The organism is Alicycliphilus denitrificans K601 (assembly GCF_000204645.1).
GTDB classification, from domain to species: Bacteria; Pseudomonadota; Gammaproteobacteria; order Burkholderiales; family Burkholderiaceae_C; genus Alicycliphilus; species Alicycliphilus denitrificans.
The window spans coordinates 3,110,677-3,136,972 of sequence record NC_015422.1 but is presented as its reverse complement, the minus strand read 5'-3'; the positions used below and the strand labels follow the sequence as shown (position 1 = coordinate 3,136,972).

General features: G+C 66.2%; 28 protein-coding genes. 12 read left to right on the top strand and 16 right to left on the bottom strand.

Annotated elements, in window-relative coordinates; genetic code table 11:
* Window positions 1-10: 10 nt before the first annotated feature.
* The 13 genes from istB to ALIDE2_RS14880 all read right to left on the bottom strand — a co-directional run bounded on the left by istB (window position 11) and on the right by ALIDE2_RS14880 (window position 12,261).
* The gene (gene istB / locus ALIDE2_RS14940; protein WP_013721199.1) at window positions 11-826 is read right to left on the bottom strand and encodes an IS21-like element helper ATPase IstB; all 816 of its coding nucleotides are present in this window, start codon (window positions 824-826) and stop codon (window positions 11-13) included.
* A complete protein-coding gene (gene istA, locus ALIDE2_RS14935; protein WP_013722479.1) occupies window positions 819-2,345 on the bottom strand; it encodes an IS21 family transposase in 1,527 nt (508 codons plus the stop codon). The genes istB and istA overlap by 8 nt, the downstream gene beginning before the upstream one ends.
* Before the next feature lie 59 nt (window positions 2,346-2,404).
* The gene (locus tag ALIDE2_RS14930; RefSeq protein ID WP_013722478.1) at window positions 2,405-2,935 is read right to left on the bottom strand and encodes a LysR family transcriptional regulator; all 531 of its coding nucleotides are present in this window, start codon (window positions 2,933-2,935) and stop codon (window positions 2,405-2,407) included.
* A 12-nt stretch (window positions 2,936-2,947) separates the two neighbouring features.
* On the bottom strand, window positions 2,948-4,411 hold the full coding sequence (locus ALIDE2_RS14925) for a cryptochrome/photolyase family protein (RefSeq protein ID WP_013722477.1): 1,464 nt from the start codon (window positions 4,409-4,411) through the stop codon (window positions 2,948-2,950).
* Between the two features lie 54 nt (window positions 4,412-4,465).
* Entirely contained in the window at window positions 4,466-5,155 is a 690-nt protein-coding gene (locus tag ALIDE2_RS14920) for a glutathione S-transferase family protein (RefSeq protein ID WP_013722476.1), read from the bottom strand.
* Window positions 5,133-5,648, bottom strand: coding sequence for a nuclear transport factor 2 family protein (locus ALIDE2_RS14915; RefSeq protein ID WP_013722475.1), 516 nt, complete (start codon window positions 5,646-5,648; stop codon window positions 5,133-5,135). Before ALIDE2_RS14915 ends, ALIDE2_RS14920 begins: the two co-directional genes overlap by 23 nt.
* A 2-nt stretch (window positions 5,649-5,650) precedes the next feature.
* On the bottom strand, window positions 5,651-6,433 hold the full coding sequence (locus ALIDE2_RS14910) for an SDR family NAD(P)-dependent oxidoreductase (protein ID WP_013722474.1): 783 nt from the start codon (window positions 6,431-6,433) through the stop codon (window positions 5,651-5,653).
* 4 nt (window positions 6,434-6,437) lie between these two features.
* Window positions 6,438-6,974, bottom strand: a complete 537-nt coding sequence (locus ALIDE2_RS14905) for a DUF3833 domain-containing protein (protein ID WP_013722473.1) — start codon at window positions 6,972-6,974, stop codon at window positions 6,438-6,440.
* Window positions 6,971-8,290 (bottom strand): MFS transporter, encoded by a 1,320-nt coding sequence (locus tag ALIDE2_RS14900; RefSeq protein WP_013722472.1) that lies wholly within the window; start codon window positions 8,288-8,290, stop codon window positions 6,971-6,973. Before ALIDE2_RS14900 ends, ALIDE2_RS14905 begins: the two co-directional genes overlap by 4 nt.
* Window positions 8,287-8,814, bottom strand: coding sequence for a chalcone isomerase family protein (locus ALIDE2_RS14895; protein WP_013722471.1), 528 nt, complete (start codon window positions 8,812-8,814; stop codon window positions 8,287-8,289). Before ALIDE2_RS14895 ends, ALIDE2_RS14900 begins: the two co-directional genes overlap by 4 nt.
* Before the next feature lie 98 nt (window positions 8,815-8,912).
* Window positions 8,913-10,133, bottom strand: coding sequence for an SAM-dependent methyltransferase (locus tag ALIDE2_RS14890; RefSeq protein ID WP_013722470.1), 1,221 nt, complete (start codon window positions 10,131-10,133; stop codon window positions 8,913-8,915).
* A gap of 2 nt (window positions 10,134-10,135) precedes the next feature.
* On the bottom strand, window positions 10,136-10,948 hold the full coding sequence (locus tag ALIDE2_RS14885; RefSeq protein WP_041700995.1) for a DUF1365 domain-containing protein: 813 nt from the start codon (window positions 10,946-10,948) through the stop codon (window positions 10,136-10,138).
* 8 nt (window positions 10,949-10,956) lie between these two features.
* On the bottom strand, window positions 10,957-12,261 hold the full coding sequence (locus ALIDE2_RS14880; protein WP_013722468.1) for an NAD(P)/FAD-dependent oxidoreductase: 1,305 nt from the start codon (window positions 12,259-12,261) through the stop codon (window positions 10,957-10,959).
* 118 nt (window positions 12,262-12,379) lie between these two features.
* On the opposite strand from ALIDE2_RS14880, the gene ALIDE2_RS14875 reads away from it, so the two are divergent.
* The 8 genes from ALIDE2_RS14875 (at window position 12,380) to ALIDE2_RS14845 (ending at window position 19,995) form a co-directional block, all read left to right on the top strand.
* The gene (locus ALIDE2_RS14875) at window positions 12,380-13,354 is read left to right on the top strand and encodes a MerR family transcriptional regulator (protein WP_013722467.1); all 975 of its coding nucleotides are present in this window, start codon (window positions 12,380-12,382) and stop codon (window positions 13,352-13,354) included.
* 18 nt (window positions 13,355-13,372) lie between these two features.
* A complete protein-coding gene (locus ALIDE2_RS14870; RefSeq protein WP_013722466.1) occupies window positions 13,373-13,975 on the top strand; it encodes a lipocalin family protein in 603 nt (200 codons plus the stop codon).
* Window positions 13,976-13,988: 13 nt separating this feature from the next.
* On the top strand, window positions 13,989-15,539 hold the full coding sequence (locus tag ALIDE2_RS14865) for a cryptochrome/deoxyribodipyrimidine photo-lyase family protein (RefSeq protein ID WP_013722465.1): 1,551 nt from the start codon (window positions 13,989-13,991) through the stop codon (window positions 15,537-15,539).
* Between the two features lie 107 nt (window positions 15,540-15,646).
* Window positions 15,647-16,573 carry a fasciclin domain-containing protein gene (locus ALIDE2_RS14860; RefSeq protein ID WP_013722464.1) on the top strand — a complete coding sequence of 309 codons (927 nt, stop codon included), beginning with the start codon at window positions 15,647-15,649 and terminating at the stop codon, window positions 16,571-16,573.
* Window positions 16,574-16,634: 61 nt separating this feature from the next.
* A complete protein-coding gene (locus ALIDE2_RS24530) occupies window positions 16,635-16,805 on the top strand; it encodes a DUF2256 domain-containing protein (RefSeq protein WP_081471090.1) in 171 nt (56 codons plus the stop codon).
* The gene (locus tag ALIDE2_RS14855) at window positions 16,802-18,340 is read left to right on the top strand and encodes a cryptochrome/photolyase family protein (protein ID WP_013722463.1); all 1,539 of its coding nucleotides are present in this window, start codon (window positions 16,802-16,804) and stop codon (window positions 18,338-18,340) included. Before ALIDE2_RS24530 ends, ALIDE2_RS14855 begins: the two co-directional genes overlap by 4 nt.
* Before the next feature lie 24 nt (window positions 18,341-18,364).
* Window positions 18,365-19,063, top strand: coding sequence for an SDR family NAD(P)-dependent oxidoreductase (locus ALIDE2_RS14850; RefSeq protein ID WP_013722462.1), 699 nt, complete (start codon window positions 18,365-18,367; stop codon window positions 19,061-19,063).
* 29 nt (window positions 19,064-19,092) lie between these two features.
* The gene (locus ALIDE2_RS14845; RefSeq protein WP_013722461.1) at window positions 19,093-19,995 is read left to right on the top strand and encodes a TIGR01777 family oxidoreductase; all 903 of its coding nucleotides are present in this window, start codon (window positions 19,093-19,095) and stop codon (window positions 19,993-19,995) included.
* A gap of 68 nt (window positions 19,996-20,063) precedes the next feature.
* On the opposite strand, the gene ALIDE2_RS14840 is transcribed toward ALIDE2_RS14845, so the two are convergent.
* On the bottom strand, window positions 20,064-20,669 hold the full coding sequence (locus tag ALIDE2_RS14840; RefSeq protein WP_049791391.1) for a glutathione peroxidase: 606 nt from the start codon (window positions 20,667-20,669) through the stop codon (window positions 20,064-20,066).
* Window positions 20,670-20,780: 111 nt separating this feature from the next.
* On the bottom strand, window positions 20,781-21,707 hold the full coding sequence (gene nhaR, locus ALIDE2_RS14835; protein WP_013722459.1) for a transcriptional activator NhaR: 927 nt from the start codon (window positions 21,705-21,707) through the stop codon (window positions 20,781-20,783).
* 120 nt (window positions 21,708-21,827) lie between these two features.
* On the opposite strand from nhaR, the gene ALIDE2_RS14830 reads away from it, so the two are divergent.
* The 3 genes from ALIDE2_RS14830 (at window position 21,828) to ALIDE2_RS14820 (ending at window position 23,567) form a co-directional block, all read left to right on the top strand.
* On the top strand, window positions 21,828-22,058 hold the full coding sequence (locus ALIDE2_RS14830) for a TFIIB-type zinc ribbon-containing protein (RefSeq protein WP_013722458.1): 231 nt from the start codon (window positions 21,828-21,830) through the stop codon (window positions 22,056-22,058).
* 65 nt (window positions 22,059-22,123) lie between these two features.
* The gene (locus ALIDE2_RS14825; protein WP_013722457.1) at window positions 22,124-22,531 is read left to right on the top strand and encodes a tellurite resistance TerB family protein; all 408 of its coding nucleotides are present in this window, start codon (window positions 22,124-22,126) and stop codon (window positions 22,529-22,531) included.
* 55 nt (window positions 22,532-22,586) lie between these two features.
* Window positions 22,587-23,567, top strand: a complete 981-nt coding sequence (locus ALIDE2_RS14820) for a TerC family protein (RefSeq protein ID WP_013722456.1) — start codon at window positions 22,587-22,589, stop codon at window positions 23,565-23,567.
* Window positions 23,568-23,711: 144 nt separating this feature from the next.
* On the opposite strand, the gene ALIDE2_RS14815 is transcribed toward ALIDE2_RS14820, so the two are convergent.
* Complete coding sequence (locus ALIDE2_RS14815) at window positions 23,712-24,629, bottom strand: LysR family transcriptional regulator (RefSeq protein ID WP_013722455.1); 918 nt, start codon at window positions 24,627-24,629, stop codon at window positions 23,712-23,714.
* A 99-nt stretch (window positions 24,630-24,728) separates the two neighbouring features.
* Between ALIDE2_RS14815 and ALIDE2_RS14810 the strand changes: the two genes are divergently transcribed.
* Complete coding sequence (locus ALIDE2_RS14810) at window positions 24,729-26,294, top strand: NADH-quinone oxidoreductase subunit L (RefSeq protein ID WP_013722454.1); 1,566 nt, start codon at window positions 24,729-24,731, stop codon at window positions 26,292-26,294.
* Window positions 26,295-26,296 lie beyond the last annotated feature (2 nt).

Below are 26,296 nucleotides of genomic sequence, written 5' to 3'. Positions count from 1 at the left end.
GATGTTCTGGCTACTCGGTTGTGGATAAGTCTATCGGGTCTGCTGCTTTTCGATCTCCTTTCTGAGCTTTGTTGCGTTGCTTTGGCGGTGCCGCACCAGCGGCACTGGAATGCTTGAATCGCCAGCTCTCATTGCCTGTCTCCACGATGTGGCAGTGGTGCGTGAGTCGGTCGAGCAAGGCGGTGGTCATTTTGGCGTCGCCAAAGACGCTGCTCCATTCTGAGAAGGTGAGGTTGGTGGTGATCACCACGCTCGTTCGCTCGTACAGCTTGGAGAGCAGGTGGAACAGCATGGCGCCGCCCGACTGCGTGAACGGCAGATAGCCCAGTTCATCCAGGATCACCAGATCGACGTACATCAGCCGGTGTGCCAACTGCCCGGCCTTGCTCTGCGCCTTCTCCAGCTCCAGGGCGTTGACCAGTTCCACCGTGGAGAAGAAGCGCACCCGCTTGCCATGCATGCGGATCGCCTCGATCCCCAGGCTGGTGGCCAGGTGGGTCTTGCCTGTGCCGGGGCCACCAACCAGCACCACGTTGTGCGCCGACTCCACGAAGCGAAGGGTGTGCAATTGGCGCACCAGCGCCTCATCGAGCTGCGCGTGGGCGAAGTCAAAGCCGGCGAGATCGCGGTGCGATGGGAAGCGCGCCACGCGCATCTGGTAAGCCATGGAGCGCACCTCGCGCTGCGCGGTCTCTGCCTTGATGAGCTGGTGCAGCACGGCCTCGTGATCCAGCGACTTCATGCGTGCAGTGCCCAGCACCTCCGGCCAGGCACTGGCCATGCCGTGCAAGCCCAGAGCCTTGAAGGCATCCATGAGGTCATGCATGCTCGGACTCCGGTGAGGCCTCTTGAGGCTGGGCGTTGCGCAGCGCGTCGTAGCGCTGCAGGTTGGCCAGTGGCGGCGTGTTGAGCGTGAGCATGGTGGCCACCGGTGGCTCAGGCATGCGCTGCTCCTGCAAGCGCGAGAGCACGTTGAGCACGTGCTCGGCACTCACCCGCCCCGACTGCAGTGCCAGCTCCACCGCCACAAGCACGGCTTCGAGCCCATGCAGGCTCACGCCCATGAGCACCTGCGCCATCACCCTGTCGCCACCGCTGTGGCGCAGCAACTGGCGCTGCAACTCCTGCAGGGGTTCGGGCATGGTCTTGAAGGGCGCGCCGTTGCGCAGCGCGCCGGGCTTGCGCTCGATCAGCGCGATGTAGTGCATCCAGTCGTAGAGCGTCTGGTCCCGCTCGAAGCTGCGCTGCAGGCGCACCTGTCGCCCATCGGGACCGACCACCAGCAGGCCATCTGCGTAGGCCCGCAGACTGACCACCGCGTGGATCCACTCGCATGGCACGCTGTAGCGGTTGCGCTGGAAGTGGATCAACGAAGTGGCAGAGACCCGCACCGGCTGCTCCACATAGCCATCAAACGCCCGGGGGTTGGGCATGAGGCGTGCACGTTCGTCCTGCCAGACGTCGGCCACCGTGAGGTGCCCCCACTCTGGGTGACTCATCTCGCCCCAGGCCTTCACACAGGCTTGCTCCAGCCAGTCGTTGATCTCGTCAAGCGATCCCCAGCGCCGCTCACTGGCCTCACGCCAGATGTCCTTGCGCCGGTCCTGGACGTTCTTCTCGACGACGCCCTTCTCCCAGCCGGCGGCCCGGTTACAGAACTCCGGCTCGAACAGGTAGTGCCCGGTCATGGCCTCGAAACGCGCATTGACGCTGCGCTGCTTGCCCTGGCCGACCTTGTCGACCGCGGTCTTCATGTTGTCGTAGATGCCCCGGCGGGGCACGCCACCGAAGAGGGCGAACGCCCGTGCGTGGGCATCGAACAGCATCTCGTGCGCCTGGCTGTAGTAGGCCACCAGACAGAAGGCGCGACTGGCCGCCAGCTTGGTGTGTGCCACCTCCAGGCGGCGGCGCAGACCGCCGATGAAGAGGTACTCGCAGCTCCAGTCGAACTGGAATGCCTCGCCCAACTCGAAGCTCAGCGGCACGAACCCCGCGCCGCGTGACGCGTTGCCTTGCTCTTGCTGCCAGCGCTGGGCAAAGGCGTACACCGGCCCCCAACTGCCGCTGTAGCCCTGCGCCCGCAGCGCTTCAAACATCGCCTTGATCCCGCGCCGATCGCGTTTGCTGCGATGGCTATCGGCCTTGAGCCATTGGCCCAACTGTTCCTTGTACGGTTCCAGGATGCTGGGGCCTGACACCCGCTGCGGGTATCGGGGTTCGGCCATCTGCCCGTCTTTGAGCCACTTGGTGGCTGTATTGCGCGAGATGCCCAGCCTGCGGCTGGCCTCGCGCACCGACACGTCCTGCCTCAGCACGAGGCGGCGCAACTTGCTCAATGTGCTCACGTTGATCACTCCTGCTCCCCCGTGCTGAAAAATTCAGCACGATAGAGCGGCAACGTGGCTCAGATTTCAACGTGAACGCGTCCCGAAATGGCCCAGATTTGGAAATGAATCAACAGAGTGAGCACAATGCCGTCGCCCGCGTCTTCGGCCATCGAAAAACCTGCGTCGTACAGGTCATCCTGTAAGCCTTTTATCTGCTGGGCCAGTGGCACTTCGCACAGCCGTACCTCAACCTCCGGAGCGTCCTCGCGGCATTGCGCCAGTAATGCCGGCAGACGCGATGGCGTGATGCCGTCGGACAAGGCAATACGCAGCTGGCCTTGAAAGCCGCTGGCTGCTGATCTGACGCTATCGCGTGCCTGCTCTATGGCGGCGAAGACGCGTGGAACGTGTTCCAGGAAAAGTCGCCCCGCACGGGTCAGTTGAGTGTTGCGGGTGGTGCGAACAAACAGGCGTGCTCCAAGTTCCTCCTCCAGCTCCTTGACGGCGCGGGACAGGGGCGACTGGTCGATATGCAACCGTTCTGCAGCACGGGCGAAGTGGAGCTCCTCAGCAACCGCCAAGAAGTAACGGAGGTGACGTAATTCCATAGTTCTGCGCCTTCATGAAATCTCACTCTCTGGCAGAAGCGAAAAACGCATCAGCGTGCGCTGACGCGCCCGCGCGTGGTCCACGACGGGCACCGGGTAGTCCACGCCCAGGCGTAGGCCGCAGGCCGCCAAGGCGGCAGGCTTCATGGCGGCAGGAAAGTGGATATGTGCATCTGGCACGCCGACCAGCTCGGGCAGGTAGCGGCGGATGAACGTGCCGTCGGGATCAAAGCGCTGCGACTGCGTGATGGGGTTGAAGATGCGGAAGTAGGGCTGTGCGTCGCACCCGGTGGACGCCGCCCACTGCCAGCCGCCGTTGTTGGCGGCCAGGTCGTAGTCGTTCAGGTGCTGGGCAAAAAAACGCTCGCCGCGGCGCCAGTCAATGCCCAAATCCTTGGTCAAAAAGCTGGCCACCACCATGCGCAGGCGGTTGTGCATATAGCCGGTTTGCAGTAGCTGGTGCATGGCGGCATCGACCAGCGGGTAGCCGGTGCGCGCCTCGCACCAGGCCTGCCACAGCTCGGGCGCTTCGTCCCACTGCACGCGGTCGTACTCAGGCTTGAACGACTGAGTGACTACCTGCGGGTGGTGCCACAGGATCATGAAATAGAAGTCGCGCCAGGCCAGCTCCGATAGCCAGGTCTGCGCCCCCCCGCAGCCCTCGGCCGCCTGCTTTGCTGCCAGCGCCGCCAACTGGCGGATGGACACGGTGCCAAAGCGCAGGTGCACCGACAGGTAGGACACGCCCTTGCGGCCGGGGTAGTCGCGCGCTTCCTGGTATGCCGCCATGCGCGGCACAAAGTCTTGCAGCAGCCGCTGCGCGCCGCTCATACCTGAGGGCAAGGGCAACTCGCGCAGATTGGTTGGGCCAAAGCTCAGGTCTGACAGCGTGGGCAGGCGTTCATCCGCAGGCGGCGGCGCCAGGTGGTGGGCGTAGCGATCGACGGGGTAGGGTTTGAGCTGGAAATCGTCCAGCCGTTGTAGCCATGCGCGCTTGTAGGGCGTGAACACGCTGTAGGGCCGGCCCTGCTGGGTCAGCACTTCGTCACGGTCCAGCAGCACCTGATCCTTGTAGTCACTGAAGGCGATGCCCAGCGCGTGCAAGGCCTGGGCCACGCTCTGGTCGCGTGCAATGGCCTGGGGCTCGTAGTCGCGGTTGGCCAGCACCTCCTGCACTCCCAGCTCCTGGGCCAGTTGCACGATGCATTCCAGCGCCGGGCCATGGCGCACGATCAGCCCGCCGCCGGGGGCGCCGCTGCGCGCGGCCAGCTGCTGCAGGCCCTGGTGCAGCTCCAGCAGGCTGGCGTGGATGAACTCCACGCGCCGATCCTGGCGGCTGGGCAGTTCGTCCAGGATGCCGGTGTCGAAGACAAAGGCGCAGTACACCCGTGGATAGCGGCGCAGCGCGTGGTACAGCGCGGCATGGTCGTCGCAGCGCAGGTCGCGGCGCAGCCAGACCAGGGCAGTTGAGGCCATAACACAAGCCTCTCGTTGGTCTGTGCGGGGTGGGGCCGTCATCGTGGTTGTGCCTCATGCCTGCATCAGCACCGGCCCGCCTTTGTCCAGCGCGCGCTGGTAGGCCGGCCGCGCTTGCATGCGCTGGCGATAGGCCACCAGATGCGGCCATGCGGCTTGGTTGCCGCCCCGCGCCAGGGCGGCTTCGACGGCGAAGCTCATCTGAAAGTCGGCCATGGTCAGGTACTCGCCCGCAAACCACGGGTGCTGCGCCAGGTGTGCCTCCATGAAGGCCAGGGCGGTTTGCACATTGGGGTGAATGAGTTCTTGCTGCACTTTGCCGCACAGGGCGCGGGCGATCGGGCGCACAAAAAACGGCATGGGCTGGCGCGGGATGGTGTCGAATACCAGCTTCATCACCAGCCAGTTCATTAGCGAGCCCTCGGCGTAGTGCATCCAAAAGCGGCACTGGCGATGTTCGGATGTGCCGCGAGCGGGCTCCAGCTGGGCCAGTTCGATCGGTGCCTGGGCGCCGAAGCGCTCCACCAAGTATTCGATGATGGCGCCTGATTCAGCCACCACGGTATCGTCATCGGTCACCAAGGGCGACTTGCCCAGCGGATGGATTTTCTTCAGCGCCGCAGGTGCCAGTCGGCTCACCGGGTCGCGCCGGTAGAGGCGGATGTCATAGGGAACGGCCAGCTCTTCAAGAAGCCAGAGGATGCGCTGCGAGCGCGACGTTTCAAGGTGATGGACGGTGAGCATGGGACACCTTGGTGGTTGAAGTAGCCGAGGCGGATTTGCGCAGCCAGCGCATCAGGCTGCCCAGCACGGGCAGTTTTTCGTACAGCTCCTGGGCGGCATCCCAGTAGTCGCGGTGCAGCGTCACACGGCCCGTGGCGTCAAAGCGCACCAGGGTGGCACCGTGGATGCATTGCTCCACCTGCGGCCGCCAGCGGCGCATGCGAAAACGGAACTCCCAGCCCAGAAAGGCCTGGCCGCCCTGCACGATGTGCTGGGTGACGATGAAGCGTGGCTGATCCAGCGTGGCGAACATGTGCGCAAAAATCTGGGCGATGGCCGGCACGCCGCGCACGTCGTTGAATGGGTCCTTGAATTGCGCATCGGGTGCGTAATAGGCGTCCAGCGTGGCCAGGTGCGCGGGCGAGAGCTGCTCGTACAGCGCAATCAGCCTCTGGGTGGCAGTCTGCGCGGTGGCCTGCGTGTCGTTGCCAGTAAGCGGGGGTGAAGTCTGCATGCTCAAAGCCCTGTGAAACGGTGCACCAGGGGGAAATACCAGCGGTACGGCAGGCAGCGCATGAGTTTGAGCACACCCGTGAAGCGCTTGGGAAAGTGCACCTCGAACTGTCCCCGCTCCCAGCCGCGCGCGATGGCCAGCGCCGCCTGCTCCGGCGTGAGGAGTGCCGGCATGGAAAACTGGTTTTGCGCCGTCAGTGGGGTGTCGACGAACCCAGGGTTGATCAGGCTCACTCCCACACCCTGGGGGCGCAGATCAAGAAACAGGTTTTCCGCCAGATTGATCAGCGCCGCCTTGGTGGGCCCGTACGCCAGGCTTTGTGGCAAGGCGCGCCAACCGGCCACGCTGGCCACCAGGCTCAGGTGTGGCGTGCGCCCGGCGCCGGCCGCCTGGAGTAATGCGGGCACCACGGCGGTCAGCACCTGCAGCGCGCCCGTGACGTTGACGCGCTGGTGCTGCAACAGCTCGGGCAAATCCAGCACGCCAGCCGACATGGGGCGGTAGTGGCCGGCGCAGTAGCAGACCAAGTCCAGCGGGCCGGACGCCAACAGCTGCTGCGCCGCGCCGGCGACGGCCTGCGCGTCCGTCACATCGACCGCCAGCGCCTGGCTGCCGGGGTGCTCGCGCACGAAGGCATCGAGCAATGCCTGCTGGCGCGCCGACACGCACACTTGCGCGCCACGTGTGTGCAGCAGGGAGGCCACGGCGCGCCCAATGCCGCTGGACGCGCCGATCATCCACACGCGTCGGCCGCGCCAGTCGGTGATGGGAGGGTTGAAGGACACGGCGTTAGTCCTTGGTGAAGGACAGCAGCACCTCGCCCAGCGTGATGCCAAACTTGCTCATGGTGGCGCGGTTGAGCATCACCCGCTCATCGACCAGGAACATCCAGTCGTCGAACTGCACGTCGTACTCCTTGCCGTCCACCGGCAGACGCAGCGTGTAGTTCCAGCGGAAGGCGTTGCCAGACTCTTGCCCTTGGGCCTCGCCCACCACGTCGCCCGCGCGCCCTGTGTAGCGGCCACCTTCGAGTTTGGTCAGGTGCCAGACGCGGCGCTGGGTCGTACCGTCCGAATACGTAAAGGACTCGTCGAGGACGCCCTGATTTCCTTCCCAGTGGCAGTCCATGACCACAGTGAAACGCCGCACCACTTCGCCGCCACGCTTTTGAAAGAGCCCGTAGGCGTGGAGGCGGCCATTGAAATAACGATCAAGCTCCAGCTTGGGGCGCTGCTTGACGTAGTCGGTCACCTGGGGGCTGGCGCAGCCAGCAAGTACAGCTGAGCCCGCGAGCAGGGCAAACAGGACATGGCGGCGTGTGTTCATGATGTCACTCCTTGGGTCGGATTTCGAGAGGCGATCAACAGCCGGTGCAGCAGCCAGGCGGCCATCAGCTTGAGCGCGCAAGGCAGCAGCGCATAAGTCCATGCCAGGCGTTGCAGTGCCAGCGGGTCCTGGCTGCCCGGCAGGTAGCCCAGCCATTGCAAGAGCGGCAGCGTGGCCCCGGCGGCCAGCGCCAGATTGAGCTTGGTGGCCAGGTTCCACCAGCCCAGGTAGGCGCCGTCGTGCGTGCCCTGCGCGCCGTGGCGCTCGATCAGCAAGGCCAGCAGCGCGCCGGGAACGGCCAGGTCGGCGCCCAGCGCCGCACCCGACAGCACGCAGATCACGGCAAAGGCCACCACCTGCCCACCCTGCAGCGCAGCGGCCCAGCCAAAGCAGGCCACCGCCAGCAACATGCCGGCCAGCCACGCCCGCTCCAGCCCGAAGCGGCGCACCACCCGCAGCCAACCGGGCATGGACAGCGCACCGCTGACGAAGTACAGCACCAGAAACACTGCAATCTGTGGCGGCGTGGCCAGCAGCCGGTCCTGGGCGAAGAACAGCATCAGCGCGGCCGGTATGGCGCTGGCGATGCCATTGCACAAAAACACCGCCAGCAGACGGCGGAAGGACGCCTGGGTCAGCGGCTGCCAAAGCTGGCGATTGCGCGCCTCCCGTCCCTCTTGCTCCTCCTGCGGCTGGGTTGAAAACGGCGGACGCGGCGCCTGCCACAGCGCCAGCCAGCCGGCCAGCAGTGCCAGCGCGAACACACCCAGCATAGTGCCCGCGCCCCAGGCCACCGAAAGCGCGCTGGCCGTGACCACGCCGATCAGACCCGGCCCCTCGCGCCAGGCCACGATGCGGCTGCGCTGTACGGTGTCGCCCCCCAAGCGCACCCCCCAAGCCTGGTGGGCAATGACCAGCAGACTGTGCGCCAGGCAGGTGAACAAAAGCCCCGCCACCATCCACGCCGCGAGGGCGGTCGGCCCCTGCACCGGCGGAAAAAACAGCCCCGCCATGCCGCCGCCCAAGAGCAGCGCCGAGGCAGCCACAACGCACAGCACGGCCCGCACCGTGCGGCGGTACAACCGGTCGCTCAGGCGCCCCAGCAGCGGCTCAGCCCCCGCATCGATCAGCCGTACCAGCAGCAGTAGCGCCCCCAGGCTGGCCAGCGGCAGGCCGAGATCGCTGGCGTAGTAATGCGGCAGTACCACGTACAGCGGCAGCGCGGCAAAAGCCAGCGGCAGGCCCAGTAGCCCATAGGCCAGCCCGGCGCGCCAGGGCAGCACCTGCGAGGGATTCCATGGCAAGGTGCGGGTCATGGCCCGGCTCCTGGCTTGCGCGCCAGCAAGGCGCTGCGCAGGCTGGGTTCGGACGTGCGCGGCGACAGCCAGATACCAAAGAAGCGGCGCGCCAGCTCGGCGTCGTCGATGGCGCCCAGCGGCTGCTGGCCGCGCCACAGGCGCATGCCCTGTCCGGGCTGGTACAGACCCGTGAGGCGATCACCCGGCTGAACGTCGGGCAGCACGGCGGTCAGCGCCTTTTGCCAGCTCTGGGCCTGCGCGGGCGTCAGTTCACCCTGGCGCTCGATCTCTTCGATGGAGCGCTGGGCGATGGCGGCGCCTGTAAAGGCACGGTGGTAGTTCAGCTCCAGCGCCAGCGGGTAAGCGCCAAAGTCGGCCGCCTCGAACCGAGGGCCTGCCCACAGGCGGGCGTCGTAAATCCGCAGCCCGAGAAAGCGCATCTGCCCCTGGCCCCACAGGGCGGCCTCGGGCAGCGCCTGGCGTATGAAGGCGGGTGGCGTCGCGGCGTCCTCTGCCGCGGAGCTGGCAACAGCCACCCCCATGGCCGCCGCTACGGCCAATACGCTGGCTGGTGCCAAGCAGTTCAACGTTGAAAAATGGCGATAAGGCATATGCATCAACCGCAAGCAGCTATCTTTTTTCAATCTTTCACCAGCGTGAACTGCACCACGTCGATGTTGCGGCTGTCGAAGGCGGCTTCGCAGTAGGCGAGGTAGAACTCCCAAGTGCGCAGGAACTTCGCATCAAAGCCCTGCGCCAGCACCTGGGCGCGCTGCTGGGTGAACTGACGATGCCAGCGGCGCAGGGTCTCGGCGTAGTCGGCGCCAAAGGGCAACTCCTCCACTACGCGCAGCCCCGCCTGCTGCGCCGCCTCGCGAAAGCGCTCCGGGCTGGGCAGGCAGCCGCCCGGAAAGACGTATTGCTGGATGAAGTCCGTGCCCTGCACATAGCGCTCGAACAGCGCGTCGTCGATGACGATGCTTTGCACGCAGGCGCGCCCGCCGGGTTTGAGCAAACGTGCCACGGTGCCAAAGTAGCTGGGCCAGTAGGCCTGGCCCACGGCCTCGACCATTTCGATGGAGCAGATGGCGTCGAACGGAGCGTCCTGGATGTCGCGGTAGTCCTGCAGGCGCAGCTCGGCCCGGGCGGCCAGCCCGGCGCGCTGCAGGCGCTGCTGGCCAAACGCCAGTTGCTCGGTGGAGAGCGTCACGCCGGTCACATGGGCCTGGAACTCGCCCGCCGCCATCTCGGCCAGCGCGCCCCAGCCGCAGCCGATCTCCAGTACGCGGTTGCCGGGTTGCACGCCGGCGCTTCGCAGCGCCCGGCGCACCTTGGCATGCTGCGCCTGGGTCAGGTCACCCTCCGCATCGCCCTGGAACCAGGCGGATGAGTAATTCATGCTCGGGTCCAGCCACAACTGGTAGAAGGCGTTGCCCAAGTCGTAGTGGGCGTGGATGTTGCGCCGGCTGCCTGTGCGCGTGTTGCGGTTGAGCAGGTGGCGCAGCCGGTAGGCCAGGCGCCCCCACCAGGCGCCGTACACCAGGGACTCCAACGCGTCGCGGTTGGCCATCAGCAGGCGCAGCAGGTCGGCCAGGTGCGGCGTGCTCCATTGCTGATCGATATAGCCCTCGGCCAGACCGATATCGCCCGAGCGCAGCACCGCGCCAAACACCCGCCAGTCGTGCAGGCGCAGACTGGCGTGTGGGTGGCTGCCCTGGCCCAGCTGCAGGATGCTGCCGTCGGGCAGCTCCAAGTGCAGCGTACCTTGTTGCAGGCGCTGCAGCAGGCGCAGGCCGTGGCGCGCATTGGCAGGTAGGCCAGCAGGCAAATGGAGTTGAAACGGTGTGGTGGTTGTGTTCATGGTCAGTGGTTGGATGAAGATGAACGGGAAACAGGCGACGCTGGCACCTGGGGTTTGGTGTAGAAAGGCACCTGTTTGAGCCACAGCAACAGGGCATTCCATAGGATGCGGGCCATCACGCCCAGCGTCAGCAGGGGGTAGCGCCACAGGGCACGGTGACGGCTTGCGGCGTTGAGCGGTTCCAGCCGTCCGGCCATGCCGGTGAGCAGCACCGGGCCCTCGGCGTCGTGGTAGTCGATGCGCACGCGCGCCGATTGCAGCCCCTCGGCCCCACCCCGGCGAAATTCAAAGCGGTAGCCGCCATCCACCGTGCAAAAAGGTGAGACATGAAACACCTTGCGCGCCTGCAGCTCCTGGCCGTAGCGCGGGCGGTCGAGCAGGTAGGCGTGCCGCTCACCAAAGGTGTTGTTCACCTCGGCCACAATGGCGCGCAGGCTGCCGTCCGCGCGGTGGCAGTACCAGAAGCTCACCGGCTTGAAGCTGTAGCCCAGCACGCGCGGATAGCACTGCAACCAGATTTCGCCCTGCGCATCGGTAATGCCCTCGGCCTGCAGCAGTGCTTCCAGCCAGGCCAGTGCGCCGCCCTGCTGCGGGCCGCGGCCGCCGCCATGGTCGGTGTCGCGAAACGACATTGCTCCCGCGCGGTTGAGCGCCAGCACGCCCGCTGACTCGGGCCGCTCGCGCAGCGTGCGCATGGGCAGCAGCAGGAAGAAGGTGGGCACGACGAAGCGGTGGCGGCGCGGGCGCAGCCGGGTGTGCCAGACATGGCCAAAGCCGATGTGGGGCACGTTGCCCGGCGAGGCAGTCAAGTGCATTGCCTGGGTCATGCGGCCTCCCGACGGCGCAGTTGCGCCAGAAGGCCCTCGGCGGCGCGGTAGCCCGACTGCAGGCCGTCCTCATGAAAGCCATAACCCGTCCAGGCGCCAGCAAACCAGGTCTGCTGCGCGCCTTGCAGCTGCGGCACCTGCTTTTGCGCGGCCAGCGCCCCCAGGTCGAACACTGGATGGTCGTAATCGAACTCGCCCAGCACCTGCGCCCGGTCGATGCTGCGCACCGGGTTGAGCGACACCAGTACCGGCTGCGCGAAGGGCAGCGGCTGCAGGCGGTTGAGCCAGTAGTGCAGGCAGACGCGGGCGGATTCCTGTGAGCCATCGGCTGCACGTTCGTAGTTCCATGCCGCCCAAGCGGCGCGGCGCCTTGGCATCACGCGGGTGTCGGTGTGCAGCACGGCGCGGTTGGGCTGGTAGCGGATGGCGCCCAGCACCCGCTGCTCGGCGGCGCTGGGCTGCGCCAGCAGGCGCAAGGCCTGGTCGCTGTGCACGGCCAGCACCATAGCGTCAAAGTGCTCGGTACGGCCCCCTGCGTGTATGAACGCACCCGCGGCGTTGCGCTCAATGCGCTCTACAGGCGTTTCCAGGCGCGCATCCAGACCGTTCAGGATGGCATTGACGTACTGCCGCGCCCCGCCCGCCACGGTGTGCCACTGCGGCCGGTTCTGTACCTGGATCAGGCCATGGTTGTGGCAAAAGCGCACCATGGTGGCCACGGGAAAGCGCAGCATCTGGTCGGTCGGGCAGCTCCAGATGCAGCCCAGCATGGGCAGGAAATACCAGTGGCGAAACGCCGCGCCAAAGCCATGCTGATCCAAAAACTCGCCTAGCGGCTGGGCCAGCGCCTGCTCCTGGCCGCTGTCGGCCAGCGCGATGCACAGGCGGTTGAAGCGCAGCAGCTCCGAGAGCATGCCCAAAAAACGCGGGCGCAGCAGGTTGCGACGCTGGGCAAACACGGTGGCCAGGTTGGAGCCGCTCCACTCCAGCGCCCCGGCGCCCCACGCGCCCGCGCCCGGCACCTGGACGGAAAACGACATGTCCGACGGGGCCGTGGGCACCTGCAATTCATCCAGCAGCCCAATCAGGCCGGGGTAGGTGCGCTCGTTGAACACCAGAAAGCCGGTGTCCACCCCGTGCGTCACGGTCTGGCCGCGCGCGTCGGGCAAGGACACATCCACGGTGTGGGTGTGGCCGCCGAAATAGCGCCCCGCCTCGAACAGCGTGACATGCGCCTGCCCGCGCAGCCGGTGCGCGGCCGCCAGGCCCGAGATGCCCGATCCGATGATTGCGACTTTCATGGCTTTTCCCGATCCCTGGTGCTTGCCCGAGCAGCACGGCTGCGCTGCTCATGTGGCGTAATGTACTAGACAAAAACAATTTTGTCTTAGACAATCAATTCCACCAAGCCCATTCGCCATGAACTCCCCAACACCTCCGACTGCCTTGACACCGCCCGCATCCAGCGAGGGCGGTCTGCCGATTGCCGCCGTCGAGCGCGAGACCGGTCTGGGCAAGGACGCCCTGCGCGTGTGGGAGCGACGCTACGGATTTCCCACGCCAGCGCGCGATTCCTCCGGCGACAGGCTATACAGCGCGGATCAGGTGCAGCAGCTCAAGCTGATCAGTCGGCTGCTCGATTTCGGCCTGCGCCCAGGCAAGGTGGTGGGCCTGGACCAAGCCGCGTTGCAGGCCCTGTTGACGCAGCACGTCCCGGTGTCAGTCGCCAATTTGTCCAAGACAGATACAGATAGCGCTGCCGCCGACCCAGTGATGGGCGAGCTGCTCCACGCCATTGGCGCGCACGACCCGCGCGCCCTGCGGCACAGCCTCAGTCATGCCCAGTTGCGCATGGGTCTGGCACCTTTCGTGACCGATCTGGTGGCTCCGTTGACGACGGCGGTGGGTGAAGCCTGGGCGCAGGGGCGCTTTGAAGTCTTTGAAGAACACCTGTACACCGAGGTCATCACCGGCGTGTTGCGCCATGCGATCGCCTCGCTGGCACCGCAGCCCGTGCCTCAAGGCCCCAAGGTGCTGCTCACCACCGTGCCGCAAGAGCAGCACAGCCTGGGGCTGCTGATGGTCGAAGCGCTGTTGGCGCTGGAGGGCTGCACCTGTGTGTCGCTGGGCACGCAGACCCCGCTGACCGACATCGCCCAGGCGGCGCTGGCGCATCGGGCCGATGTGGTGGCGCTGAGCTTCAGCAATCTGCACAAAGCGGCGGTGGTGCAGACCAGCCTGCGCGAGCTGCGCGCCCAACTGCCGGCGGCCACCGCGCTGTGGGTGGGGGGCGCCTGCACCGCGCTGTACCAATGGCCGCTGGCCGGCGTCAGCGCCGTACCGCATTTGTCGGGCTTGCAGCCCTTGGTGGCGCAGTGGCGCCACGCCCATTGACCGTATGAAGGATTTGCCATGCACACCATTGCACGCACGTTGGCCAGCGCAAGCGCCCCCCTGTCACGCCGCCAGCGCCTGGGTCTGTTGGCGCTGCTGCTGGCAGGCAGCGCCTTGCTGCTGGCCGGTTGCGCCAGCACGCGCCCGCCGCCCGGTGTGACGGCTGTCACCCCGTTTGACGTGCAGCGCTATGCCGGCCGCTGGTACGAGCTGGCGCGGCTCGATCACGCCTTCGAGCGCGGCATGACCAATGTCTCGGCCGGCTACACGGTTCAGGCCGACGGCAGCGTGCGCGTGGTCAACCGCGGCTATGCGCCCGCCACCGGCCAATGGCGCGAGGCCGTGGGCAAGGCCCGGTTCACCGGTGCGCCCACTACGGGCTCGCTCAAAGTGTCCTTCTTCGGGCCGTTCTACGGCGGCTACCACGTCGCCGCGCTGGATCCGAACTACCGCTGGGCGTTGGTGCTGGGGCCGGACACCAGTTACTGCTGGATTCTGGCGCGCGACAAGCAGCTGCCCGCCGCGCAGCGCGAAGCCATCGTGGCGCGGGCGCAGGCGCTGGGCGTCGATACCTCGTCGCTGATCTGGGTGCCGCACGAGCGCCAGGATCCAGCGCATTGAGCGAAGGCGTGCCATGAGCTACACCGTCGTCTGGTTCAAGCGCGACCTGCGGGTGCACGACCATGCGCCGTTGGTGCACGCGGCCGCGCATGGGCCGGTGCTGTGCCTGTACGTGGTGGAGCCCAGCCTGTGGGCGCAGCCAGACAGTGCGCTGCAGCACTACCAGTTTCTGCGCGAGAGCCTGCGCGACCTGGCGCAGCAATTGCGCAGTTGCGGCGCGCGGCTGCAGCTGGCATTGGGCGAGGTGCCAGAGGTACTGGCCCGGCTGCACGCACTGCAGCCCTTTGCGCGCCTGGTGTCGCACGAGGAAACCGGCAACGGTGCCACCTATGCCCGCGATCTGGCCGTAGCCCGCTGGTGCCGCCGGCAGGGCGTGGCCTGGCAGGAATGGCCGCAGCACGGCGTGGTGCGGCGCCTGCCCTCGCGCGAGCGCTGGCACGGTCTGTGGCAGGCGCATATGCAGGCGCCCTGCCTGCCGCCGCCGCTGCCGGCCAGCCTGCGATCTATTTCTTTACCTTGGAGCGACACCTGGCCCGCGCCCGAGACCATGGAGCTGGCCGACGCGCACGATCCACCCCAGCGCCAGCGTGGCGGGCGCACGCCGGGCCAGCAGGTGCTGCATGATTTTTTGCACATGCGCGGGGCCTGGTATCGGGGCGGCATTTCGTCTCCGTTGACAGCACCCACGGCCTGCTCGCGCCTGTCGCCGTACCTGGCGCTGGGCTGCCTGGGCATGCGCGAAGTGGTGCAGGCCACGCAGCTGCGGCAAGTGCAGCTCAAGTCCGCGGATGACCCGCGGGCGGCGCGCCTGCGCCAGGGCCTGGCCGCCTTCATGAGCCGGATGCACTGGCACTGCCACTTCATCCAGAAGCTCGAATCCGAGCCCGAACTGGAGTGGCGCAACCTGCACCGCGGCTACGACGGCCTGCGCGAATACGCATGGAACCCCGCCCATTTCGACGCCCTGCAGGCCGGCCAGACCGGCTGGCCGATTGTCGATGCCTGCGTGGCCATGTTGCGCGAGACCGGCTGGGTCAACTTCCGTATGCGCGCCATGCTGGTGTCGGTGGCCGCCTACCCGCTGTGGCTGCATTGGCGCCCCGTGGGGCTGTGGCTGGCGCGGCAGTTTCTGGACTACGAGCCTGGTATCCACTGGAGCCAGATGCAGATGCAGGCCGGCACCACCGGCATCAACACCACCCGCGTCTACAACCCCATCAAGCAGGCGCAAGACCACGACCCCCACGGCGTGTTCGTGCGCCGCTGGCTGCCGGCGCTGCGGCGCGTACCCGATGCCTGGCTGTTCGAGCCCTGGCGCATGGCGCCCGACGTGCAAGCGCGCTGCGGTGTGCGCGTGGGGCAGGACATTGCGGCGCCGTTGGTCGATCTGGCCAGCGCCACCAAGGCCGCCAAGGCGCGCATACACGCCCTGCGCAACCAGGAGCCGATACGGGCGGCCAAGGCGGCGATCGTGGAAAAGCATGGCTCGCGGCACGGCGCCCATCTGCGCAACCGAAACAACCGCGGGGCATCAGCGCCTTTGCAGCGATGTCTGGATCTGTAAGCCTGGTTTTTTTCAATTTCAATTCAAGGAGACAGCCATTCAAACCATGAAAGCTTGAATTCCACTCTCTCACCCATTGCTTGATTTCAGCACTTTGGAGAACCATCATGCTACGTTGGATTACAGGAATTTTCAGCGTTTTGCTGCTGGCGTTTGTCACCGGCTGTGGTAGTAGCGATGACCACCCCGGTAACGTCGTGCAGGTTGCTCAAAGCGACAGCCGGTTCAGTATTTTGGTCGAGGCTGTGCAGGCGGCGGGCCTGACCGACACCCTGACCGCACCCGGCCCGTACACCGTGTTTGCGCCCACGAACGACGCGTTTTCCGCGCTGCTCGGTGAACTCGGTGTGACCAAGGACCAATTGCTGGCCAACAAGCCGCTGCTGACCGCCGTGCTCAAGTACCACGTCGTGGCCGGGCAAGTCCCGAGCAGCGCCGTTCCGCTGGGCAAAGCCATCCATCCGGTTGGAGGCGGATTTTTCAAGATCGACAAGGTCGGTACCAACTTGGTGATCACGGATGGGCGCAATCGCACCAGCAATATCGTCCAGGCTGATATCGCCGCCTCCAACGGCGTCGTTCACGCCGTCGACAAGGTGCTCTTGCCTGCCGACAAGACCGTTGTGCAAACGGCCATTGCCAACCCGGATTTCAGCATCCTGGTTGAAGCTGTCACCGCCGCTGGTCTGGTTGACACGCTCAATGCTCCTGGGCCCTTCACCGTGTTCGCTCCAACCAACGCCGCATTTGCATCGCTGCTGACGGAGTTGGGCGTGACCAAGGCGCAGCTGCTGGCGAACACTGCATTGCTGACCAAGGTGCTGACCTACCACGTGGTTCCCGGCTTGGTGCTGAAAGCCGACGTGCCGATCAACACGCCGATCAAGACCGTCGAGGGTGAAACGTTCACGGTCGGCCCAACCCTGGCGATCACCGACCAGCGCGCACGCCAGTCGAACATCGTCGCCACGGACGTGCTTGCCTCGAATGGCGTCATTCACGTGCTGGACAAGGTGATCTTGCCCGCGCCTTGAGTGGGTCTGCGGTGCACGGCCAAGGCGCCGTGCATCGCACCTCACCCTGAAGCATTGCACCATGACAGCCCAGCGAAAAGGCGATTTGCCAACAAAGCTTTGCGCCTGTTGCCAGCGCCCGATGGCCTGGCGCAAAAAATGGGCCAAGGTGTGGGACGAAGTGAAGTACTGCTCCGAGCGCTGTCGCCGCCAGCGCAAGGGCCCGCATCCGCCATCGGGATTGCAGGAATGAAGGCTGCCCACACCCTGCGCCTGGTGCTGGGCGATCAGCTGCACCCCGGCCACAGCTGGTTTGCCCAGGTGGACGCGCAGGTGGTCTATGTGCTGATGGAGGTGCGCCAGGAAACCGACTATGTGCTGCACCACGCGCAGAAAATCCTCGCCATCTTCGCCGCCATGCGCGACTTTGCGCGCTACTTGCGCGCCGGCGGCCACCGCGTTCGCTACGTCGCATTGGATGACCCCAGCAACCGCCAGTCCATCCCTGGCAACCTGGCGGCGCTGGCCGCGCACTACGCCGCCCAATGCATCGAGTGGCAGCAGCCCGACGAATGGCGGCTGGACGCCCAGCTGCAGACCTGGGGCGCCGCCCAGCCGCTGAAATGGGCGGTGGTGAACAGCGAGCATTTTTTGACCGAACGTGGCGAGCTCGCCGCGCTGATGGGCCAGCGCAAGCAGTGGCTGATGGAACATTTCTACCGCCACATGCGCCGCCGCTGCAAGCTGCTGCTGGACGCCGATGGCGCCCCCGAAGGCGGGAAGTGGAACTTTGACCACGACAACCGCAAACGCTGGCCCGGCACCCCGCCCGAGCCGGCCGACTGGCGCCCCCGTCACGACCACAGCGACTTGTGGCGCATGGTGCAGCGCGCCGGGGTGCAGAGTTTTGGCGACCCGCAAGCGGCCGCCCTGCGCTGGCCGCTGAACCGCAGCGAAGCCCTGGCCTGCCTGGATGCATTCATCGACACGGCGCTGCCGCACTTTGGCGACTACGAGGATGCACTGGCGGCGCAGGCGCCGCGCCTGTTCCATTCGCTGCTGTCGTTTGCACTCAATGTGAAGATGCTGCAGCCGCTGGAGGTAGTGCAGCGCGCCGAGGCCGCCTGGCGCGCGGGCCAGGCGCCGCTGGCCGCGGTGGAAGGGTTTGTACGCCAGATCGTCGGCTGGCGCGAATACGTGCGCGGCATTTACTGGGCGCACATGCCCGGCTATGCGTCGCACAACGCCCTCGCTCAGCACACCTCGCTGCCGCGCTGGTTCTGGAGCGGTGACACGCACATGCGCTGCCTGCATCTGGCCATCACGCAGTCGCTGCAAACGGCGCACGCGCACCATATCCAGCGGCTGATGGTGATCGGCAATTTCGCGCTGCTTGCCGGGTTGGAGCCGCAGGCGCTGCACCGTTGGTATCTAGGTATCTACATCGACGCTTTCGAATGGGTGGAGCTGCCCAACACCCTGGGCATGAGCCAGCGCGCCGACGGCGGCGTGATTGCCACCAAGCCCTATGTGAGCAGCGCCGCCTATCTGCAGCGCATGGGCGACTACTGCCAGGGCTGCGCCTACGACCCAAAGCAAAAAACCGGCGCGCGCGCCTGCCCCTTCAACGCCCTGTACTGGGATTTTTTTGAGCGCCACGCCCCGATGCTGCAAGGCAACCCGCGCCTGGCGCTGGTGTACCGCCAGCTGAAAAAAATGCCCGACGTCGAGCGTGAGGCCCTGCGAACGCAAGCCGGGCATCTGCGCGAACGGCTGGACACGCTCTGACCCCGCCACCCGAAAGGACACTCCATGCAATCACTACCCGCCGGCTACCGCGCGCTGGTGCTGGGCGCCTCAGGCGCTATCGGTGGTGCACTGGCCGCCCAATTGCGAGACGACCCATACTGCGCAAAGATGCTCACGCTGGGGCGCTCCAGCACGCCAGCTGTGGACTTCGACGCCCCGGCTAGCATTGCCGAGGCGGCGCACTCATTGTTTACACAAGGCCCGTGGAACCTGGTGCTGGTGGCCACAGGCATGCTGCAAGGTCCCACGGGCAATCCCGAAAAGCGTCTGACAGACCTGAGTGCCGAGCACATGGCGGCCAGCTTTGCCGTCAACACCATTGGGCCAGCCCTGGCGCTGGCGCATTTCGCCCCGCAGCTGGCACACGGCGAGCGCAGCGTGCTCGCGGTGCTTTCAGCCAAGGTCGGTAGCATTGGCGACAACCGCCTGGGTGGCTGGTACAGCTACCGCGCCTCCAAGGCGGCGCTGAACATGGTGGTAAAGACCGCGGCCATCGAGCTGGCCCGTACCCACCCGCAGTCGGTGGTCGCGGCGCTGCACCCGGGCACGGTGGACTCGGCGCTCTCGGCCCCGTTTCGCGGTGCGCAGATCTGGCGGCCTGCCCGCGACGCTGCGCGCGACCTCTTGGCGGTGATCGATGGCTTGCAGCCCGAGGACAGCGGAGGCTTCTGGGCCTATGACGGCCAGCGCCTGCCCTGGTAACCCCCACAGCGATTGGAAGGAAACGCACCATGCGCATTCTGCTCACCGGCGGCACCGGCCTGATCGGCCAAGCCCTATGCCGGCATTGGCAGCGCCAGGGCCACGAACTATGGGTCTGGAGCCGCAACCCACTCCAAGTACCGCGCCTGTGCAGCGGCGCGCAGGGCATCGCGCAGCTGCAAGCGCTTAATGGCAGCGCGCCGCTGGACGCCGTGATCAACCTGGCGGGCGCGCCGATTGCAGACCGCCCCTGGACCGCTGCGCGGCGTGATCTGCTGTGGCGCAGTCGTGTGGACCTGACACGCGCCTTGGTCGACTGGATGGGCGAGCAAGCCACGCCGCCGCACGTACTGCTATCAGGCTCGGCCGTCGGCTGGTATGGCGACGGCGGCGAGCAATGGCTGGCCGAAGACAGCGCGCCGGGCAACGCCGACTTCGGCAGCCGCCTGTGCGTGGCCTGGGAGCAAGAGGCCGAGCGCGCGCGCCAGTGGGGTGTGCGCGTGGCGCTGCTGCGCACCGCGCCCGTGCTGGCCCCGCAGGGGGGCATGCTGGCGCGGCTGCTGCCGCCTTTCAAGCTGGGCCTCGGCGGGCGCCTGGGCAGCGGCCAGCAGTGGATGCCCTGGATCCATCTGGACGACCAGGTGGCTCTCATTGACCACTTGTTGCACAACGACGCCTGTAGCGGCCCCTACAACGCCTGCGCACCCGAGGCGGTGCGCAACACCGACTTCACCCAGACCCTGGCGCGCACGCTGCACCGCCCGGCCGTGTTACCTGCACCGGCCTGGGCACTGCGCCTGGCGCTGGGCGAAATGTCCGTGCTCCTGCTCGGTGGCCAGCGCCTGGTGCCGCGCCGCACGCAGGGGGCAGGGTTTGCTTGGCGCTATCCCCAGCTGGCAACGGCCCTGGGGCAACTACTACGAAATTCATAGCGTTAGCTGCGCTGATCCTGGGAGGGGGCGAAACCCGTGGTCAGCGCCTGTAATTGCTCAGCGCCCCATCAGGGTTTGGCAAGCAGTTTCTCCAGCTGCCCCAGAAACACGGTGCTTTCTGGCTCGACCGTGCTCGGGTAGTGAGTGACCGCACCCCCCGATCGGTCAATGAGGTATTTGTTGAAGTTCCACCCCGGCGCCTTGCCAGTCATCTGCGCCAGCTGCTTATAGAGTGGGTTGGCATCGGATCCCCGCACGGCAGAACGCGCGAACATCGGGAAGATCACGCCATAGGTGTTGTAGCAAAAGTCAGCGATTTCCTTGTTATCGTTTTTCTCCTGGAAAAAGTCGTTCGACGGGAAGCCCAGGACAACCAGCCCGCGATCTTTGTACTTTTGAAACAGCGCCTCCAGCCCCTGGTACTGGTACGTGAACCCGCAATAGCTGGCCGTATTGACCACCAGGATCACCTTACCCTTGTACTGGCACAGCGATTGCGGGCTGTCATCTTGCAATCTGGGAAACGTGTGCCTGAGCACCGCCGGACAACCAAACACGGCCTGCTCTCCCGCTGCGGCTGCGATAGCAGTCTTTGCCGGCGGGGCACTGGGGACACCCGCGAAGGCCATCGGGTGAGAAAGAACGAGCAAAAAGGCCAATGCACGACCAGTCATATGCAGCATTCGTGGGAAAGACGACGGTTTCATTGTCGTGCAGCGACTCTTGTCCAGTAATAACCATCCCGCCAACCCCGACGTGCCGGTTGCCTGCACGCGCCGCTGCCGTCACAGCGGGTGCCGTGCAAACAGCTTGCCACGCGCGGTGGCGGTGATGACGGATACAGCCGGATGTGTGATGCGCCGCTCCACCGAGATCGCGTAGAACTCCTCTACGAGATCATCCGCCGTACCAAGCCATTCCACCTGGTACTGCTGCGCGATTTCGTCCGCCAGCACCGCTGGCGCGGCGAAGAAGCCCTGGCCTTCGCGGCCAAACGCCTTGAGCAGCGCGCTGTCGTCGAACTCCGCCGCCAGCGGAGGCGTGAGTGCGTGCTGGCGCAGCCACGCATCGAGGCGCGGACGCAGCGCCGCCGGCGTGCCGGGCAGCAGCATGGGCATGGCCGCCAGGCAGGCCGGAAACGCCTGGCGCGCGCGCCGCGCCGTCCAGCTTGTCGCGCGCAACAACCGGGGCGCGGCAAAAAACGCGAGCTGCGAGCGCCCGAGCAGATGGGTGTAGACGCGCACGCTCAGGCTCGATGGCGCGGGCACGTCGGACACCACCAGGTCCAGCCGGTGCACCGCCAGCTCGCCCAGCAGGCTGGTCAAGCCGCCCTCGTGGCAGGCCAGGCGCGGCGGCTCGGCCAGGGCCATGGCCGGCTCCAGCACATGAAACGCGACCGCCTTGGGTACCGAATCGGCAATGCCTACGCGCAGCACCGCAGCCGGCCGGCTGTCGCGACCGCTGGCCAGCGCTTCCTGCAACGAAGCGCCCAGGGCGAAGATTTCATCGGCGTAGCGCATCGCCAGCCGGCCCGCATCGGTGGGCTCCACGCCGCGCCCGGCTTTGCGCAGCAGGCTCTGCCCGAGGCGCTCTTCCAGCTGCTTGATCTGGCCACTGAGCGTCTGGGGCGTGAGGTGCAGCTGCTCGCTGGCGCGCACGATGCCACCGGCGCGCAGCACGGTCCAGAAGTAATGCAGATGTTTGTAGTTCATGGTGTGCGTTGAGGAGCAACGTTTCGATTTATCGGAAATATCGCGTGCATTTTCTGATTTATTTCTGATCGTGCCATTTCTACAGTACGTCCATCGCAACCACCCACAGGAGCACATGCCATGAAATGTCCGCACTGCCCCACGGCCACGCTGGTCATCACCGAACGCAGCGGCATCGAGATCGACTACTGCCCGCAATGCCGCGGCGTCTGGCTCGACCGCGGCGAGCTCGACAAGCTGCTGGAGCGCGCCCAGAACGAATACGAGCCCGCCCATGGCAACGGATCCCTTGCGCGCTCACCGGCAGGCCGCAAGCGCAGGTCTTCCTGGCTCAACGAGCTGTTCGACTGAGCGCCCGCAAACCGTTTGCACACCCCCGAACACCCCTATTTTTTTCCCCTGACCAGGAGATTTCCATGCGAAGCTATCCGCGCAACAGCCCTGAGGCCGCCACACGCATCGTGGCCCTCATCATGGTCGCCGACGGCCATGTCAGCCACAGCGAGGTGGCGGCAATGTACCGCCAGCACGCCGGCAACTGGCTGGGCCTGACTACGGATCAGAGCGCGCGCGTGCTGCGCGAACTCTCGGAAGACCTGGTGAGCAGCGCGTTCGGGCCCTGGGGCAGCGCCGGGCACATCGATGAAGGCCTGCTGCGGTTGCTGCTGGCCGATGTGGACGACCCCGCGCTGCGTACCCAGACGCTGGCGCTGTGCAGGGAAGTGGCCCATGCAGACACACATGTCTCCGGCGCCGAGGAAAGCCTGATGGCCCTCGCCGCTGCCCTGTGGGCCGCGCCCCCCGCAGCGGCGCCCTTGCGCTGACGGGTGACAGCACCTCCATCCGCGCACCCATGCGCACTTGCACACACGCATAACCATGACTGAATTCCTGAACACTCCCTTCCTGGGCCAAGCCGTGTGGCTGTGGCTGGTATTTGTCAGTGTGGTGGTGGCACTGCTGGCGTTCGACCTTGGGGTGCTGCACCGCGACGACCACGAGATCGGTGTGCGAGAGAGCCTGTGGCTGTCGGCCGGTTACATCGGCGCCGCCATGCTGTTCGGCAGCTGGCTCTGGTGGCAGCTGGGGGCCAAGAGCGGCATCGATTACTTCACGGGCTTCATGGTCGAGAAATCGCTGTCCATGGACAACGTTTTCGTGATCGCGATGATTTTTTCCTTCTTCGCCATACCGCGGCAGTACCAGCACCGCGTGCTGTTCTGGGGCATCCTGGGCGTGATCGTGCTGCGCGCGCTCATGATCGGCCTCGGTGCTGCTCTGGTCACGCAGTTTTCCTGGACGCTCTACCTGTTTGGTGCGTTTCTGGTGTTCACCGGCATCAAGATGCTCTGGATGGCCAACCACACGCCGGACTTGGCAAAGAACCCTTTGCTCGGCTGGCTGCGCAGGCACCTGCGCGTAACGCCAGCGTTGCATGGAAATGCCTTCTTCGTGCGCGCGCCGCATCCGGTTCGGGGCGACTCCGTCGTCTGGGCAACGCCGCTGTTCCTGGCATTGTGCATGGTTGAGTTCGTCGACCTGGTGTTCGCCGTGGACTCCGTTCCCGCCATCTTCGCCATTACCACCGACCCCTTCATCGTCTACACCAGCAATATCTTCGCCATCCTGGGCCTGCGTGCGCTCTACTTCGCGCTGGCGGCCATGATCCATCGCTTCGCATACCTGAAATACGCGCTGGCTCTGGTACTGGTCTTCATCGGGGGCAAGATTTTCCTGGTCAACATCGTGGGCAAGATTCCCGCGCCGTGGAGCCTGGGCATCACGACGGGCCTGATTGTCGGCGGTGTGCTGGTGTCGCTGTGGAAGACGCGCGGCGCAGCAGCCGCGCGCCAAGCGTGAGCAGCATCGTGCAGCACTGCCGGGGCTGGGCGGATCGGGGGGGCTGTCCGGCATGGACGCTGTTTTTGGCGTTGGACCCTGGCTGCGGTGCTCACCGTAGTAATCGGCGCCTTCATCGTGCGGGTCGTGAAGGGGTCGGCGCAGTCAGGGCGGCGGCGAATGCGCTGCAGCCGGCAGGTCGGCGGATGGCCGCAGCAGCGGCTCGAGCAAGTCGATGCGGTGCCGGTGCGGCGCAGTGATGGCATAGAAGCTCTCGCGCAGGTCGGGCGACTGGCCCACCGTCACGAGCACGCCGGCGCGCAGTTCGTCCTGCACCACCACCTCGGGCAGCACGGTCAGCCAGCCGCTGTCGCGCGCAATCAGGCGCAGCATGGCCATGTCGTCTACCTCGGCACGCAGCCGGGGCGCCACGCCCGCCGACAGGCACAGCGCATCGAATTGCGCGCGCACGGCATGGCGCGGGCCAGGCAGCGCCAGATCCAGCCCGTCCAGGTCGTTCGGAATGCGCAGGCTGCACGAGTGCCACCGGCTGGCGGGGCCCACCAGCGAAATCGATTGGCTGCCAAGAAATCGGCAGTGCAGCGGGCGATCGGGGTGGGCGGGCACCGTCTCGTTCGCGAGCACCACGTCCAGCTGGTGCTGCAGCAGGCGTTCGATCAAGCCTTCGAGCACACCCGATTCCAGGGTCAGCGTCACGCCCGGGTCTGCCAGCAAAGGGCGGAGCCAATTTTCCTGGTAGTTGCGGGACATGGTCGCCACGCTGCCCACACGCAAGCGCGTGATGCCGGCCGCCTGGCCTTGCAGACGGCCCAGCATTTCCTGGCCCAGGCCAAAGATGTTCTCCGCGTAGGCCTGCACGAGCTGGCCGGTGGCGGTCAACACCATCCTGCGCCCCTCGCGGTCGAACAACGGCTCGCCGATGCGCTCCTCCAGTTGGCGAATCTGCGCCGACACCGCCGATTGCGAGGTGTTGAGCTCTTCGGCCGCACGGGTCAGGTGCTGTAGCTTGGCCACGCGCCAGAAATAAAACAGGTGGTGAAAGTTCAGCTGCTGCAGCTTCATTGTTCTTTTTTTAATATTAAAAAGTTCTTATAAATATATTTTACAGAACGTGATGCGGAAAGCACCATCGGGCCCATCGTTTTACAAAGGGTGCCTCCGATGGATTTTTCTCACAGTCTGCACGGGGCCAATGTGCTGGCCCCTGGGGTATTGATGGCCACGGTGGCCGTGGCGGCGCGGTTTTCGTCCTGGCCCACCGCCATGCTTTGGAAGGGGTTCCAGGCGCTCTCCGTCGCGGCCCTGGCCCTGTCGGTGGTGGCTCTGATTTCCGGCGCCTACCGCCTGCCCTGGAGCGGGTGGGCCGCCGCGTCGGTGTTCAGCCTCTGCCTGGCGGCGCTGGTTCAGGGGTTGGGCACGGTGATCGGCAGCTTTTCGTCACGCTATCTGCAGGGTGAAGCCGGGCAGCGCCGCTACATCGTGATGCTGGCCGCGGTTTTGGCCTGCGTGCACCTGCTGCTGCTGGCCGACCACTGGCTGCTGCTCATCGCGGCCTGGGCAGGCGTCGGCTTGGCCTTGCAGCACCTGCTGTGCTTTTACCCCGACCGGCCCTTCGCCCGTTTGGCCGCACTCAAGAAACGCATCGCAGACCGTCTGGCCGACGCCCTCTTGCTGGGCGCCGCCGCGCTGGCCTGGCTGGAAGTGGGCAGCGGGGCCTTGTCGGCCTTGTGGCTGCATATTGCCCAGCAGGGGATGGGCGCGCCATTGCACGCCAGCGCGGTGATGCTGGTGCTGGCCGTGGTGCTGCGCACGGCCTTGCTGCCCGTGCACGGCTGGCTGATCCAGGTGATGGAAGCGCCGACACCGGTTTCGGCCCTGCTGCATGCCGGCGTGGTCAACCTGGGCGGCTTCGTGTTGATTCGCTTTGCGCCGCTACTGGAACACGCCGCCGTGGCGCGCGGGCTGCTGCTGGCTTTTGGTTTGGTGACCGCGGTGCTGGCGGGCATGGTGATGCTCACCCGCATTACCATTAAGGTGCGGCTGGCCTGGTCCACCGTGGCGCAGATGGGTTTCATGCTGCTGGAGTGCGCGCTGGGCCTGTACACGCTCGCGGCGCTGCATCTCATCGGCCATTCGCTCTACAAGGCCCATGCCTTCCTGTCGGCCTCCACCGTGGTACGGCAGACCCGGCTGCAAGCCCTGCACAGCGCAGGCGCGCCTACCGCGTTGAGTGTGGTTGCCGCCCCCGTGCTTGCCGCGGGCATAGTGCTGGGCCTGGGGGCTTTGGTGCACCAAGGGGCCTGGCCCTGGTGGTGGAGCGCCTTGCTGGGCCTGGCATGGGCGCCCTTGCTGTGGATGTCCGGCAGCTTGGCCGGCGCGACCCATGTGGCCGCGCGCGGAGGCCAACTCATCGCCGGCATGCTGCTGGTGGCCGGTCTCACGCTGGCGGCCTATGCCGCGCACCTGCTGCCCCTGGGACTTAAGGATGCCCCGCACGCGGCCGGGGGGCCGGTGGCCTTGGCCGGCATGGCTGTGCTGTACATCGGCCTGGCGCTGCTGCAAACCAAGCCCCCGCTGCTGGAACGCTGGAGGCGCTGGAGCTACGCGGGCTTTTACGTGGACGAAGCCTATACCCGCTGGGCCCTGCAGTGGTGGCCCGCGCGCTGGGTGGCTGCACCCGCGGCACGCACGCGGCCCATCGCCCCCTCAATCGCCGCCACCGACTGACG